Raw genomic sequence first — 15906 nt, 5'->3', positions numbered from 1 at the left:
TTTTTTACTGCTGTTCTAATCTGAAAACTAAGACCGGAATAAGCGTGAATACTGGGTTTCGTGCGACATACTCAACATGGCATATTGCGGTAATGCGCTGCTGATTTCATGATCGTCCAAAGCTAATGCTGCCTGTACAGCTTCAGGAATTTCCTGATGTAATTGCCAAATAATCCGCTGCCCACTCATTTGCCCAAGTGGGATGGTCTTTACTGCTGCCAGCACCTGATTTTCCAAAACTGTAAAGCTATAAGCAGTTAATACATCTGCAAGATCTAAACCCAGTTCACCACATAAATGTGCATACACCGGCACAAACCCTAATTGCTTTTTTACGCTCGGGGACTGTTTTAAAACATCTCTAATCCATGCATTCAAGGAAAATGCCAACTGCTGAGATTCAGCCAGTAATTCTTTGGATTCTCGGCTGGCCCGATACAGTTCTGCCCAATACTGAAACTGTTCTGCATCATCAAAAGTTTCTACCAGACGCTTGAGTACTGGAAGCTCAAAACGCACCAGCAGCATTTCCAATACTTCCTGGAAGTAGCTCACACAAGAGGCTTCATCATGTACCATGCCTTTTTCAATCGCACTTTCCACCCCTTGCGAATAACAGTACGCTCCAATCGGCAATGCCGTTGAAGATAGAGTCAGCAAGCTGAGTAGCTGAGATGCATTAGTGATGGACATGATGTAAAGCCTTGATTGGGCTTAAACGGTGGTCATGCTGATGCTGTGCATAAGCACCGCTTTCTGGTTCAAATGGGTGCATGACTTCCTGAACTTCAAGGCCTAAACCCTGCACCATTTCAGCCAGTACATGATCCGGTTCAAAGTACAATGCAGTAGGTGTTAACATGAGAGGAACATGACGGTTCCCTAGGTGATAGGCTGCTTTTAATAAGTCAAAGCTATTGTTTGTAGTCACCTGCATCAATTTTTCAGGTTTCGCATCGACCCGAAGAATGTCACCCTGTGCAGTTGCTATAAAAGAACCACTACGCAAGATTCCAGTACGTGGTAAATCTGCACCAATATCGACACCATTTTTTAAAGTTGCACGAAAACGGCTCTTTTGTCGTGTATCGAATGTGAGTTCAAGAGACTCAAAATCACTTTCTGGTGCAATGTTTTCCAAACGTTGCGTATAAATTTTCATAACTACCCTACTGATGCTGATAAATCCTGTATTTGTTCCAAATTGAAACCAAATATTTTTTAGCATTTAAAATTTGCATCAAAATAAAGCAGTTATCGTGCCAACTTGGTTTGTTAAAAGATCTAAAATTGAATGAAATATAAAATCTCAAATTTTTTTGTTGAGCTAATCCGTAAGTTAAATTATTTTCTTGATTCAAAAATTTAAGCTAATATCTCTACAATGATTAAATAAGAATATGAGAAATAAATGGCAAAATTTTTAAACACAAGCGGAACAAATTTCTTTCTAGAAGAACTTATTAAAAATGCCAAAGAGCGTTTAATTTTAATTAGTCCATATTTGCGTCTCAATGATCGTATTAAAGAGCTATTGGAAGACAAAGATCGGCTAAAAATTGATATCCGTATTGTTTACGGTAAAAGTGATCTGCATCCTGATGAAATTAAATGGATGCAAAAGCTGGATTATGTGCGTCTAAGTTTTTGTAAAAATCTACATGCAAAATGCTATTTGAATGAATCAGAGTGCATCATTTCAAGCCTGAATCTCTATGAATTTAGCCAAGTGAATAACAATGAAATGGGGATTCTAATCCGCAAGTACGAAGATAATGATGTATTTAAAGAAGCTTATGAAGAAGCACAACGGATTATTCGAATTAGTGATGAGGTCCGTATTACTTTAGATGAGGTAAAAGCAGAGACCATCCCAACTGAAGAGAATAAATCAGAAGAAAATACAGCGTTCACGAAGCTGACCACAGCGAAGCTTGCAGCAAAACTAGGCTTAAAAACAGCAGACACTTTTGAGAAATTGATTGCCAAAGGTTATCTAACACTCAATGAAAATGGAAAGCATTTTTTAACAGATGAAGGTAAATCTGCAGATGGAGAATTCCGAACTGGACAATATGGCATGTATTTTTTATGGAGTGAGAATATAGAGATTTAATTATATTTATAAATCCCTCCAAACCTCCCTTTTATAAAGAGAGGCGTCTTTCCCTCTCCCTTTGGGAGAGGGTCAGGGAGAGGGAGTTTAAATCGCCACCAGATCCCGAATCCCTCTTTCTGGCATTTCACTTCCAACACCCTGAGCAATCACTTGTCCACGTGCCATAACCGTATAACCATCTGCCAGTTCTTCAGCAAAGTCATAGAACTGTTCTACCAGAACAATCGCCATTTCACCGCCATCAGCCAGCTTACGAATTACCCGACCAATATCTTTAATGATAGATGGCTGAATCCCCTCAGTCGGTTCATCCAAAATGAGCACACGCGGTTCAGATGCCAATGCGCGGGCAATCGCCAGTTGTTGTTGCTGGCCACCGGATAAGTCACCACCTCGTCGATATTTCATTTCTTCTAATACCGGAAAAATCTCATAGAGATGTTCCGGTACTTTACGAGTTTTGGTTCCTTTAAATTTCGCCATGCCAATCAGAATATTTTCTTCAACGGTTAACGTCGAAAAAATATCTCGTCCTTGTGGCACATAAGCCAAGCCAGCCCGAACCCGCTGTTCAGGACTCAGTTTGGCAATATCTTTGCCATCTAAAACAATCAGACCTGATTTAATGGGCAAAATTCCCATCAGACATTTAAGTAATGTCGTTTTACCAACGCCGTTACGACCTAGTACCACTGAGCACTCACCAACAGGCGCATTGAAAGACACATCACGTAAAATGTGACTACCGCCATAAAACTGATTTACATCTTTAACTTCTAGCATCAGTCAGCCCCTTAACGTCCAAGATACTTTTCAATAACCTCTTCATTGGCCTGTACTTCTGCCAATGTACCTTCAGCCAGAATCGCCCCTTGTGCCAGCACCGTGACTTTCTCACTAATAGTATCGATGAAGCTCATATCGTGTTCGACGACTACCAGGGTATGATTCTTTTTCAGTTCCAGACACAGTTCAGCAGTCCGTTCAGTTTCAGCATCAGTCATCCCTGCCACTGGTTCATCCAGTAAAATCAGTTTTGGACGTTGCATCAGCAGCATACCAATTTCCAACCATTGTTTCTGGCCGTGAGATAAAAGCCCTGCAGGTTTGTGAATAAATTCCTGCAAGCGGATCTGCTGTAAGGATTCATCCAAGGCATTTTGTGCATCCGGATCGAGCTTGCTGAAAAAGCTTTTTTTCACCCGTTTATCTTTAGGTGCAGCCAAGAGCAGATTTTCCATCACGGTGAAATTTTCAAACACCGTTGGTTTCTGGAATTTACGCCCGATGCCAGCTTCGGCAATTTCTTCAGTACTCATTTTCGCCAGATTATAGGTTTGGCCAAAAAATGCAGAACCTTCAGTAGGACGGGTTTTCCCAGTAATGACATCCATCAACGTAGTTTTACCCGCGCCGTTTGGCCCAATGATGCATCGCAATTCACCTTCTTCGATATACAGCGATAAATCATTTAAGGCACGGAAAGCATCAAACCAGACACTGACTTTTTCCAGATAAAGTGCGATCCCATGGCTAAAATCTGGCCCTTGCTCTTTTGGTCGGCCATAGCCTTCAGAAGCATGGCCGCCATGAGGTTGTAAAATTTCACTCATTCGCTACGCTCCTTTTTAAAACGGTCGAATAAACCAATCAAACCTTTAGGCAGGAAGATGGTGACCACAATAAATAATGCCCCCAGAATTAGTAACCATGCTTCTGGATACGCCACAGTAAAATAAGTTTTTACTGCATTAATTAAGCCTGCACCCAGAATCGGCCCAATCAAGGTACCTCGACCACCAGCCGCTACCCAGACTGCCATTTCAATCGAGTTCACTGGATTCATTTCGCTTGGGTTAATAATCCCGGCTTGTGGTACATACAATGCGCCAGCGATACCTGCAATCACAGCAGATAATACCCAGGCTGACAGCTTGTACCAAAGCGTACGGTAACCTAAATATTGCAGGCGATTTTCACTGTCACGAATTGCGCCAAGCACACGACCATAAGGTTTATTCATTAAATGGCGTAGACCAACAAAGCACAGCAATAACACCAGAGCCGTGATAAAACATAGGCTGGCACGCATCGGTGCTGAGGTAATGTCCATGCCTAAAATGGTTTTGAAACCGGTAAATCCGTTATTCCCGCCAAAGCCTGTTTCATTACGGAAGAATAAAAGCGCTGCCGCAAAGGTCATCGCCTGAGTAATAATCGAAAAGTAAACGCCTTTGATTTTGGAGCGGAAAGCGAAGAAGCCGAAAATAAAAGCAATCAGTCCTGGTATCAGAACCACAAGTATCATGGCCCACCAGAAATGATTAGTCCCCACCCAAAACCAGGGTAACTCAGTCCAGCTCAGAAAACGCATAAAGTCAGGCAAACCATCACCTGCTGATTGACGTATTAGATACATCCCAAAGGCATAACTACCCAAGGCAAAGTACAGGCCATGACCTAAACTTAAAATACCGGCATAGCCCCAGACCAGATCAAGTGCTAAAGCCACCAATGCCAAGCACATGATCTTGCCGATCAAAGTGACCCAATAAGCAGACAGATGCAGGCTTGAATCTGCTGGCAATAAATGCAGCCATGGCAAGGCCAGTAAAATAACAAAACAGATCGCAATTGCGAGTGTGCTATAAGGTTTATCTGAAAGTAGTGATGTGATTTTCATAGGCTTACTCCACAAAGCGTCCTTTAATGGCAAACAAACCTTGTGGACGTTTCTGAATAAACAAAATCACAAGAACCAAGAGAATAATTTTCGCCAATACTGCACCCATACCAATTTCCAGTACGGTACCGCTGACACCCAGTCCCAAAGCGGCAAGAACTGCACCCCATACCTGACCAACACCACCGACAACAACTACAAGGAAAGCATCAATAATATAGTTCTGGCCCAAATCTGGCCCAACATTACCCACTTGCGCCAAGGCACAACCGGCAAGACCCGCAAGACCTGAACCTAGACCAAATGCCATCATGTCAATCCGGCTGGATCGTATACCGACCGCACGAGCCATTTGACGATTTTGCGTAACGGCACGGACAAATAAACCAAAACGGGTTTTATTGAGTAGATAAACCAGTAAAAGTAAGACAGCTACAGTAAACACAATAATTGCGATACGGTTATAAGGCAGCATCAGGCTTGGAGTAATCGAGATCCCGCCTGAAAGCCATGAAATGTTGGATACTTCAACATTTTGTGCGCCAAAGATCATCCGCACCAATTGCATCAGAATCAGGCTCACCCCAAAGGTGGCCAATAAGGTTTCCAGTTGACGGCCATATAAAGGACGAATCACGCTACGTTCGATCAGCATGCCAATCGCTGCACTGACAATAAATGCCGCAGGAATCGCTGCAATCAGATACCAATCTACCCAACCACTAAAATGGGATTTAAAGAAACTTTGCACTACATAAGTGGTATAAGCCCCGATCATGATCAGCTCGCCATGCGCCATATTAATGACACCGAGCAAGCCATATGTAATGGCTAATCCTAAAGCCGCAAGCAATAAAATACTGGCAGTACTTAAACCGGAAAATACATGTCCGGCCCATTCACTGGCCTGAATTCGAGTTTTGATACTGCTTCTGGCATCGACCAGCGCTGCTTTTAAATCGGGATGCAAATTTGGCTGAGCCAGTTCATTTTCAACCAGTGCAAGAACGTCTGGTCTATTGGAGTCTTTTAAAACTTTTGCCGCTTCTATTTTGGTCAGGACATCTTCAGACTGATAATCCAGACGTGCTTTTAACTGGGCAAAACGTGATTTAACCGTATTATTTTTTTCATTTAAATACATCTGATTGATAGCTTGAGCATCAAGTTCAGACAAGTTACTTTCCAGAATATCAATCGCCTCAAGTCGCTGAGAGGCTTCGTCTGAATTTAATTTCTTTTTTGCTAAACCGAAGGTCAGTGCTTTATGTAAGGTATTTACCAACGTAATTTGCGTTACATCAGATGGCCAGGTTTCAACGGCTTTTTTATCCGGATAGCTGACCAATTTGTCTTCTGCTTCCAGAATATAAGTATTGCCTGCACTGTCAGTATAAAGCTGATCTTTTTCAACAAATTCTGCCAGCTGATCAAGTTGTTCAACACTGGCTGGCCACTGATTTAATAAAGCACGACGAGTGGCAAAGTCCCCACGAACAAACTGCTGAATGGCATCAAGTGACTGTTGAGATGATTGTGATACGGTTGTTTCGCTAGATTGAGTTTCCGCATGCACCATATTGAGACATAAACACTGACTCAAAATTAAAAAAATGGCCGCGAGATTTAGGCGAGTGGACATGAGTGCCCTCCCTATTTATCTGTCCCGTCTGGGAAATGAAAAACAAGAAAGACCTACTGCCGAGGCAGCAGGCTTTGGAGGAAATTATTTAGGAATGTATGGGCTCCATGGCTCAGCAGCGATGGTTTTCGGAGTCTTATAAACCACGTCAAACTGACCATCACCACGGATCTGACCAATCATCACCGGTTTATGTAAATGATGGTTGTTAGCATCCATTTGTAATTGATAGCCAGATGGTGCATCGAAAGTCTGACCTGCCATTGCTTCACGAACTTTATCCACCTCAGTAGAACCGGCTTTTTCTACCGCCTGTTTCCACATATTGATACCCACATAAGTCGCTTCCATCGGGTCATTGGTCACAAACTTGTCTGCATTTGGCAGTTTGTATTCCACGGCATACTGTTTCATCTTGCCGCTGAATTCAGTATTTTTCGGATTTTTCACGGACATGAAGTAGTTCCATGCCGCTAAATGGCCGACCAATGGCTTGGTATCAATACCACGAAGCTCTTCTTCACCTACAGAGAATGCCATCACCGGAATATCAGAAGCTTTAATGCCCTGATTACCCAATTCACGATAGAACGGTACGTTTGAATCGCCGTTGATGGTTGAGATCACCGCAGTCTTTTTGCCTGCAGCAAATTTTTTCACGTTACCGACAATGGTTTGATAATTACTATGACCAAATGGTGTGTACTCTTCCATGATGTCAGCATCAGCGACGCCTTTAGATTTCAGGAAAGCACGGAGAATTTTGTTGGTGGTACGTGGGTAAACATAATCGGTACCTAGTAAGACAAAGCGTTCTGCTTTACCGCCTTCTTCACTCATCAGATATTCAACAGCCGGAATCGCTTGCTGGTTAGGCGCAGCACCGGTATAGAAAATATTTTTAGATTGTTCCTGACCTTCGTATTGGACTGGATAGAACAGTAAGCCGTTTAACTCTTCAACCACTGGCAATACCGATTTACGCGATACTGAAGTCCAGCAACCAAAGATAACAGCAACTTTATCCTGAGTGATGAGCTGACGTGCTTTTTCAGCAAATAGTGGCCAGTCAGATGCTGGATCAACGATAACCGGTTCAAGCTTTTTACCTAAGACACCCCCATTTGCATTGATTTCATTAATCGCCATTATTGCTGTATCTTTTAATGAAGTTTCAGAAATGGCCATCGTGCCAGATAAAGAATGCAAAATACCAACTTTAATCGTTTCCCCACTAGTTGCAGCTGCTTTCGGCTCAGAGGTAGCGGCCGTTTTATCTTCAGGCGACTTCGAACAACCTGTTAAAGTCAGTGTCCCCAACATCGCAGCAACAATTAAATTTTTAGAAAACTTTTTTTGTTCGACTTTCATTTACTTCTCTCCAACCCTAGTTAGGCTTTTTTAGAAAATTTGAGAGAAGCTATTCAAATACTGTGCCACTTTTAATTTATAATTTTAAACCACTGAATTTCATTATGATTATCTACTTCGAATAAAAATAGAGATTAAATTTTGCACCAATAAATACATGTTGCCCTAAAATAGAAAATAAAGTCTGAGGCTGAAAATCAATTAATTAGACTATAAAACCTCAAAAAAGTGCAGGCTTTTCAAACTTAAATTTCAATAATGCTTATTTATGATGCGTTTTCTAACCTTGAGTTCATTTCTAAATTTTAAAACTCCATATTGTTTCTTCTTTAAGCATAACTTTTTGGCTTATTCTAAAAATCCGTTCATATTTTTAAATTTTTTGACTACTCACTCTCCTTATTAAAGCACCTCAAACTCAATTCTGCGATTTTTTTTACGCCCTTCGGAAGTTGTGTTATCAGCAACTGGTTTATTCGAACCAAGGCCTTCAGTGCTTAAAGATTCAGCCGGAATATTCTTATGAATTAGATAAGTTTTAACCGCATCTGCACGTTGCTGACTCAAAATGATATTTTTATCAGCATCTCCAGAACTGTCTGTATGCCCTAAAATCTTGACCTTTTTTCCACGCACACGTTTCAATACAACTGCCATTTCATCTAAAATCTGCACCCCTGATGCCGCTAAAATTGTACTACCAGATTCAAATTCAATAATACGATTTTTTAATACAGCATCAATAATCTGCTGTTCTGCCTGATTCAGTGAAAACTGGGTATTTAAGCGAAAATTTACTGGTATCAAACTTTGAAATTTAACTTGAGTTGTTTGTAAATCTTCAGAGTTGGACAATTTTCCTGTCAGCTTAATCTCTGTTCCTTTTACCGTTAAATTGCCCTGTTTCACCTTTTTAAGATCATCATTAATCACTTTCGTTACTGTATTTATCCAGTCACTCGGTGTTGTAACCTGGCGAACCTGAATCTGATCCACCACATTTTGCTGTCCATAAATGCTATAAGCTTTAGCCAAAATCTCAGTCTTTATTTTCTCATTTGGCACTACCCCTTCAATCACAATCGGTTGAGCGAAAATCATAAAGCTTGTACTTAGCCCTAAGACACTTATTAATATTTTTATTGGGTCAATATATTTCTTTTTTTTCATCTTATTCTTCAATAAATGTTTGTTTAAAAATTTGAATAATATTAGTCAGGCTCATCCGTTGTTGATTCAGTATTTGTTCTAACACTGCTAGTCCTGCATTTTGTTCTAAATAAGGATCAATCCAAGTCGCGTGCACCAAGGACACCCAATGCTGACTCTGCATATTTTGATTAAAAATATCACCTAAAGCTGTACTGTCAGTACCTTGGAAGCCACATAATAAAACCGGTTGATCTGCATGCAACAATCCAATAAATAAATGACTAGACTGTTTCTGTATAAACAGGCTAATCAGATTGATCCAAAATGCAGCGACTTCATAGCAATAGGGCATGTTATGAATAGGTAAAATCAGAATTTTATTTAACCGGTCTGTACCCTGCGGAATAATGGGTTGCAGCAATAATCCGAGTGCAATCAGTGTTTGTACTAGTTTATATACTGTGCTCCCCATGAGCCTAGCCAGCGAATTCAATGTCTGCGTATCATAAAAATGCTGAACATCTTCAGCACTATATACCGAACTTTGATCTGTTAATTTACTTAATTTATCTAATAAAATACCCGGACTCTGAACCGAGCGTATCACCCGATTACGCTGATAAAGCTCGATCAGCATCGGTTTAAACCGGTAAGTTAAATACATCAGGTTTTCATGAGACTGAGCCGTTTCAATAACTTGTCCTAAAACCATTGGAAAATGACGGCCTGAATAATCTTCACTGCTGATCAGGTTTGCCACCAAAAACTGACCTACCTGAAGATTGACTAGGAAAAAATCTAAAGATGGCAATTTGATATAATACTGCTTGAAATTGCTAGACTGCATCGCATATTCAAGCGCTTTACTGATCCAACGGTCTATAGATTGAATCAGCCCATGCTGGCCTTGGGATTTTAAGAAGTCACCATGAGCTGGGCATTTTCCATAATAAAAAGGCTGAGTCGATAGTTTATACATCGCCACTCACCTCAAAATTCTGCTCCCATAAATTGATCCACATCATGGTGCAGTTGCCTCTAACTTTTGCTGGCTAGTCGCCATCGTTAAAGATGACGTTAACTGACCATTGTTAGTTGCTGACTGTGCAGCAACCACTCGAACCGCTTTGTTTGACATGACCTGATCAACCAGCTGTAAATTGTGATACCCCGCACCTCCTGCAATCGAACTAGAAGTATCTCCACTGACCAGACGGAAATTAACTTTTACTGCTAGGTTCGGCTGCGCTTTGCTCTGCCAAACCATTTCAAAAATATTCCCTTTTTGCTGCCGCTGCGCTGAATCAATCAACCGATTAATCCCATATTCACCTGGCTCATCAAAAATGGTATGGGTCTTTCCTTCTAGATCGACTACGCTAATCCTTGCACCCGGAATCGTTCCGGGATTTGGCCAGATAAAATTCACCCATTGTTGAATGCCGTTTTCAAACTGCATACGCTGTCCATCAATCTCAATGTTATAGGACAATACGTTCGGATTTTCCAAAGGATAGAACTGGAAATTTGACTGATTTGAAGAGATTGCCCTATTCGAACTTTGGTTTAATTCACCTGTAGCGACCCCATGTACAGGTGCAACATAATTTTGAAAATTTGACACAAAAGCAGGATTCAAACCGACACCTAAATCCTGCCAGGTTTTAGAAGTCAGCTGATAGCCACGACGAATTACTAAAGGATCCAGATATTCTTTTACAAAGCGGGCAATACTGCCATTTTCAGCAAAAATCTGGTTAATCTCGGCCGTTGTTGCTTGCAAGCTGGCTTGGCTGTTAAAAGGGTATTTATGTGCAAGACTACCGCTAAATGGCTGATAAGCGTGAATCTGCCATAACTTATTGATTTCAGCCTGTGCTGGTGGAATCAGACTCGAGAAGGCCTGTGTCAGTGGTGCGACTAAAATCTTTTGCAGGATTTGCTGATCGAGTTCCTGGCTTCCTATAGACATTTTTTCAGTGACAAATTTCTGGCTTAAATTAAAGGTAGAATTCTGCTCATGAATCGTTTGTCGTAGTATAGCCATACTTGCTGGACCAATATCACCAGAACTTTTCAGGTCATTGAACTGGCTACGCATCTTGTCCAGTAACGCAAGATATTCATCCAGTAATGATTTGTTTTTCAGATCATCTCGCTGGCGGACAATTTGGTATAGCACCTGAAAATCTTGGGCAATTATGCCTTGAGACAAATGAGCATCTGCATTTTGTGCCAGATTTTTCTCATCATGTCTTAAAATTTTTCGTTTAAACCAGGCCATGAAACCTTTTTGTGGCGTCGCTAATTCCGCTTGAACCATTGGATTATCCCAACTGGTTTCTTTGGCAACACGTTGCAATAAGATTCGGATTGGAGAATGTTCTGTTTCTCCCAGAATATCCATTTGGCGGATCTGCTGGTTCATGTCTGCTGCTTTAGCATAATGAATACCATTCAGGAACTTACGCCATTCGGCAATATATTCCTTTTTATACATCTCTGTGAGCTGTTTACGGATTTGTTCCGGACTGCCACTAAAACTGAGATCATCAGATTTTGAGACATTCAGTACCCAGTCTTTACTCTCTGTCGGATTTTGTGCCGCCTTTTCAATCGCAGGTTGTACATACTCGTTCCAGGCTTGATAGCTAAAAAAACCCGGTATGGCATAACCACCTAACATCGTGGATTGAGTATCTTGTTCTAGGATCTGTTTCAATGTCAAAGTGGGGTAACGCACAGAAGCACGCATTTTTATCTCGTTATAGACGCGATCTCGTGCCGAAACGCCTGTTGTAATCGCGGTTAAAATCTGACGGCTTTGCTCGACCAACACCGCATCAGAATTTAATTGAGGGAAATGCTGGCGATTGGTTAAGGTCATGGCATAACTTAATAGCTGTTCAGCTTTCTGAATCATCTCGGCACGAGGCATCTCACCACGATGGGTGTCCAACCAGGAACGCCAGAAACGGGTGACCTGATCGCTCAGATGTCCCGCCTCGATATACTGCCGATTACTCAGCATCAAGTAAGTTTTCAAGGCATTATAAGCATCTTGCGGATTCTTCTCAGACGGTTCTGATATCACTTGTTGCACTTGAACAGTTTGCTGTACAGGTACATTGATATAATTGGCTTTCAGATGAGCTTCATTTAATTTGAGCTGTTGTAAGTATTGGGCAATATTTTGTTGTGTGGGTTGCAGTACCAGCAACTCTATCCCTTTTAAATATTCAGTTTCGAGCTGTTCCCGAATTTGATCACCTTGATAGAGTCCAAAACTGTATTTGAATGGAAGCTGCTGTTCATATTGATCCAATTGTTGCAAATGATCTTGCAAAATCAATAAAGCATCCAGTTGGGTCGAGAGTTCATGACCAGATTGCTGTTGCAGCTGCACAACTTTATTTAAATCATTCTGGATTTCGCTCATTAGTTGCTGGTTATTACGATATGACCAGATCCATAAACTGAGTACAATCGCAACTGTCAGCAGAGTGCCTATAAACCCGATAAAACGCTGACGTTTACGCAACGGGTTAATCTGTTGTTTAACCAGATTTTTATCTTTTAAAATCACTTCTGAAAACAGGTTTTTTAGAAAATATCCATGATCTTGAGATATCGATCGTGTAGGTAGACCAAATTCAGCATCTTCACTTCGAATCAGGTGAAAATCTTCAGCAATCTGTTCGGTTTTTGGGCTTTCAATGGTTCCTTCCTGCAAGGCACTAGTAAAGTAAAAGCCACGAAATACTGGTTTAAACTGGTAAGGATTTTCCTGAAATAGGGCTGAAATAAAGGTTCTTAATACCGGTTTTAAACTTTTAAACTCAAGCGGAAAAGTCATCACACTTGGTGAAATATATTGAGAATGACGAAGAGACAAATGGGTATGACTGACATTTTTTAGACCGTCATATAAAATATTATAATGCTTCTCAAAGAGCTGAACCGCATTCTCACTGGACTGAGGATCGTAGGCTAAGGTAGCCACCCCAGGTCTGATTGAACTCATGCTCGCTATAACAATCAAAAAATTCAGTAAAGCCGGCAATCAGATCCATTTTAGAAAAGATCAGATATACGGGTGTTACAACTTCTAAACGTTCAGTCAAGTCCTGAATCCGGGCACGCAATTTTTTTGCCAGTTGAATTGATTTGTCTGGGCTCTGGCTCACCAGCTCAGCAATGCTGACAATGACAATTAGCCCATTAATTGGTGCTTTAGAACGACTCTTTTTTAGAATATTGAGAAAACCCAGCCATTCGGAATGATCTTCGCTATATACTGAATAACGTCCGGCTGTATCCAGTAAAACACCGTCTGTAGAGAAAAACTAGTCACAGTTTCGTGTACCACTTAAACCAGCAGACACCGTTTTACGATGGGTTTCTTCAAACGGGAAATTTAATCCAGAATGATAAATCGCTGAACTTTTTCCTGCTGCCGGATTGCCAATGACCATATACCAAGGCAATTCATAAAGGGCTGCATTGCCTTTACGATCCCCCAATTTAGATTTTCGGAGAAGTTGGATTGACTGCTTCATTTGCTGATTAATCAGTTGCAGTTCTTCCTTATTTTTATATTTATTTTCTGCTTCAGCATTTTTGGACATGGCCTCAGCTAGCGCCTTACCCTTTTTGCCATGGCGATAGCGTTGAATCAGCTCATAAATTCCCCAGCCAACCAGAACAGCAATATAAATAGCTGCCAGACTCCAGAAGATCCGATCAGATACCGTATTCTTCATTGAAATCAGAACAACTAAGAAAGATAGGGCCATGATCACTTTAGGATGAGTGACATATTGCCAGACATAACCTAGGATCGTATAAATTAATGTATTCACTATAATCTCTAATTATTCTATATTTTTAGTTATTTATGCGACTAAAGCTGTTGCTTCAATTTTTTCTAAATCTTTATTTTCACAATAAATATATGTGTTTTCTTGTTCCAGGCTATAGGTTATCGTAATAATATTGTCCCGCATCTGTGTCACTAACATCATCCCAAAAATATGTCCTAAACATTGCGTATTTCCTATAAAAGATTGGATATAAATAAAAAATTCTGGATGAACTCCAATCGGAATAAAAGTTTGCTGTAATTGATGAAGGTTTTTGGATTTTTTTGTTTCATCTAAGAGCAATACAAAGGCCTGTTCTTTTTCAATCTGACCAGCTAAATCTAACTGCTGCTCAGTTAAATAATTTTCTAACTTTTTGGTTTGATCAGTTATTCTTATTTTTTGTAATATAGGAACTACCTCAAGAACGACCTGTTCAGCAGTCAAGCACCAACTGGCTGCATATTCTGAAGCAATATATTGCTCATTTTGCCAAAGTTGTTCATCCAGCCAGTCCTGATCGATTTCAGAATCCACCATAATAATCAGGTTTGCTTGTCCAGGCTGCTGAGCAATCTCTTGTAAAAGTTCAATATAAGAAGCATAAGCCTTTGGTTGGCTGAAATAATAGAATTCAATATGCAGATGATCTGCCCGGAATGAGTAATCATCTTCTAACTGCTGTAAAAGTTGAGTTTGAAAAACCTGATCATCCCAAGTGTGAATCAGATTTTCTGCTAATAAGATATAAACATTGAGACGATTTAAACGTACTACAGTTTCTATCTCTTTATGAGAAATATCCTCTTTCTCATTGAAATTTTCATGAAGATTTTCTGGATTCCATCCGGGATGTATACGGTATTGGTAGGCAAAGTCACTCTCATAAAAAAGTGTAGAACGTTTTAATTGCTGGGAAATCCCTTGCAAGCTATGTTCATGCTTTTGCAGTTGCTGCCGAATTAACTGCTGTATTCGCCATTCACGTGTAGTCAAAATTAAAGATTGATCTTCATCACCATCTTGAGTTTTTTCCAGCCACTGATCGAGTGCTGTAATACGATAAGATAAAAGTGGCAAGCCATAATTATTGCTCAGTTGGAAATCCAGTTCAGGGCTTCTAAACTGCTGCATAAACTGTATGATTTCTTCATTTTCTCCAAAACAATGCCAAGCAGCGCTGGATAAAATGTTCAAAGTGTAATGCTGGGCTGTTTGCTTAGCTAAATTCGCAGCTTGTTTTTCTTTTTGCTGTATTAAAATAGATAATTCCTGATCTTTTTGTTGCTGCAGTTTTTTGTTGCGGAAATATTGAATAGTTTTATAAATAAAATAAGGGCTTAGAATTAGTAGACAAAGTGAAATTGGTAACAAGATAAAAGACCAGATCAGATCCATTTGGGATGGATCGTAGTTGCTATCTCGCCAGTAATAGATCACTAAAGTGCCAATTAAAATAGTAAGGACCAGAAAAGCAGAAATGATAAATTTGATCATGCCATGCTCCCCTTTAAGCAATAACACGTTTCATTATTATGTTCAGCCTGTTTAGGCATGATGAAGGCCCCTTGACCCAATGTCATTGAACTGTCTTTACCAAGCTCTATAGATAAAAGATCTTGTTTATCCAGAATCAGTCGAATATCGACTTGCATAGTCGGACTGCACCAAGTGTTGATCATTTTTTGTAATTTAAGGCTGTATGTCCCTTGGGCTAAGAAATTTAGATAATCCTTTCGGCGTAAAGGACCAATCATAATTTCGATTCTTTCATCTATTTGAGTAATATTTTCACCACAAAAACTATTTATGCCGAGTGCAACTGGTCGAGCTTCACTCAAAGAACTTTTCTGCTGATCATCTAAATGGAATTGCTCTGGCATCAGCTGCTTGATTTCAAAATCAAATTGAAAAATACAGGACAGAATGGTTTTCAAAGCATATTCACTATTATTTTGTCCCTGCATTAAACCTGCAAATTCAGCAAAATAATCATCTATGTACTGTTGGTCTTGTTGCTCTTCCACATAACCATTTAAGGCATGTAAAATTTTTGGTGGTGTTTCAAAAAGTATGC

12 protein-coding genes and 1 pseudogene are annotated in these 15906 nt (G+C 40.3%); 1 reads left to right on the top strand and 12 read right to left on the bottom strand.

Features of this window, described 5'->3' with window-relative positions; all coding sequences use genetic code 11:
- Window positions 1-27: 27 nt before the first annotated feature.
- The gene (locus tag B3J29_RS10190) at window positions 28-693 is read right to left on the bottom strand and encodes an urease accessory protein UreF (protein ID WP_004785865.1); all 666 of its coding nucleotides are present in this window, start codon (window positions 691-693) and stop codon (window positions 28-30) included.
- Window positions 680-1162, bottom strand: a complete 483-nt coding sequence (gene ureE / locus B3J29_RS10185) for an urease accessory protein UreE (RefSeq protein ID WP_004785867.1) — start codon at window positions 1160-1162, stop codon at window positions 680-682. The genes B3J29_RS10190 and ureE overlap by 14 nt, the downstream gene beginning before the upstream one ends.
- 249 nt (window positions 1163-1411) lie before the next feature.
- On the opposite strand from ureE, the gene B3J29_RS10180 reads away from it, so the two are divergent.
- Window positions 1412-2116 (top strand): phospholipase D family protein, encoded by a 705-nt coding sequence (locus tag B3J29_RS10180; RefSeq protein WP_286965275.1) that lies wholly within the window; start codon window positions 1412-1414, stop codon window positions 2114-2116.
- A gap of 87 nt (window positions 2117-2203) precedes the next feature.
- Here B3J29_RS10180 and urtE read toward each other — a convergent pair whose 3' ends face one another.
- The 10 genes and pseudogenes from urtE to B3J29_RS10130 all read right to left on the bottom strand — a co-directional run.
- Complete coding sequence (urtE, locus tag B3J29_RS10175; protein ID WP_286965273.1) at window positions 2204-2902, bottom strand: urea ABC transporter ATP-binding subunit UrtE; 699 nt, start codon at window positions 2900-2902, stop codon at window positions 2204-2206.
- Window positions 2903-2913: 11 nt separating this feature from the next.
- Window positions 2914-3732, bottom strand: coding sequence for an urea ABC transporter ATP-binding protein UrtD (gene urtD / locus B3J29_RS10170; protein ID WP_179992534.1), 819 nt, complete (start codon window positions 3730-3732; stop codon window positions 2914-2916).
- Window positions 3729-4802 (bottom strand): urea ABC transporter permease subunit UrtC, encoded by a 1074-nt coding sequence (gene urtC, locus B3J29_RS10165; RefSeq protein WP_286965269.1) that lies wholly within the window; start codon window positions 4800-4802, stop codon window positions 3729-3731. The genes urtD and urtC overlap by 4 nt, the downstream gene beginning before the upstream one ends.
- A 4-nt stretch (window positions 4803-4806) precedes the next feature.
- Window positions 4807-6444, bottom strand: coding sequence for an urea ABC transporter permease subunit UrtB (gene urtB / locus B3J29_RS10160; protein ID WP_286965268.1), 1638 nt, complete (start codon window positions 6442-6444; stop codon window positions 4807-4809).
- Window positions 6445-6528: 84 nt separating this feature from the next.
- Window positions 6529-7767, bottom strand: a complete 1239-nt coding sequence (gene urtA, locus B3J29_RS10155) for an urea ABC transporter substrate-binding protein (RefSeq protein ID WP_376745564.1) — start codon at window positions 7765-7767, stop codon at window positions 6529-6531.
- Window positions 7768-8217: 450 nt separating this feature from the next.
- Entirely contained in the window at window positions 8218-8985 is a 768-nt protein-coding gene (locus B3J29_RS10150; protein WP_286965264.1) for an OmpA family protein, read from the bottom strand.
- A 1-nt stretch (window position 8986) separates the two neighbouring features.
- A complete protein-coding gene (gene tagF / locus B3J29_RS10145; RefSeq protein ID WP_286965263.1) occupies window positions 8987-9946 on the bottom strand; it encodes a type VI secretion system-associated protein TagF in 960 nt (319 codons plus the stop codon).
- A 42-nt stretch (window positions 9947-9988) separates the two neighbouring features.
- Window positions 9989-13817: pseudogene (gene tssM, locus B3J29_RS10140) on the bottom strand (type VI secretion system membrane subunit TssM).
- Window positions 13818-13862: 45 nt separating this feature from the next.
- On the bottom strand, window positions 13863-15326 hold the full coding sequence (locus B3J29_RS10135) for a hypothetical protein (RefSeq protein WP_286965262.1): 1464 nt from the start codon (window positions 15324-15326) through the stop codon (window positions 13863-13865).
- A partial coding sequence (locus B3J29_RS10130; protein ID WP_286965261.1) for a type VI secretion system baseplate subunit TssG occupies window positions 15323-15906 on the bottom strand: 584 nt, incomplete at its 5' end. The genes B3J29_RS10135 and B3J29_RS10130, both read right to left, overlap by 4 nt.

Source organism: Acinetobacter sp. UBA5984, from assembly GCF_002429925.1.
Lineage (GTDB): Bacteria > Pseudomonadota > Gammaproteobacteria > Pseudomonadales > Moraxellaceae > Acinetobacter > Acinetobacter variabilis.
The sequence above is the reverse complement of the archived record's forward strand: the minus strand, read 5'-3'. Positions and strand labels throughout refer to the sequence as shown.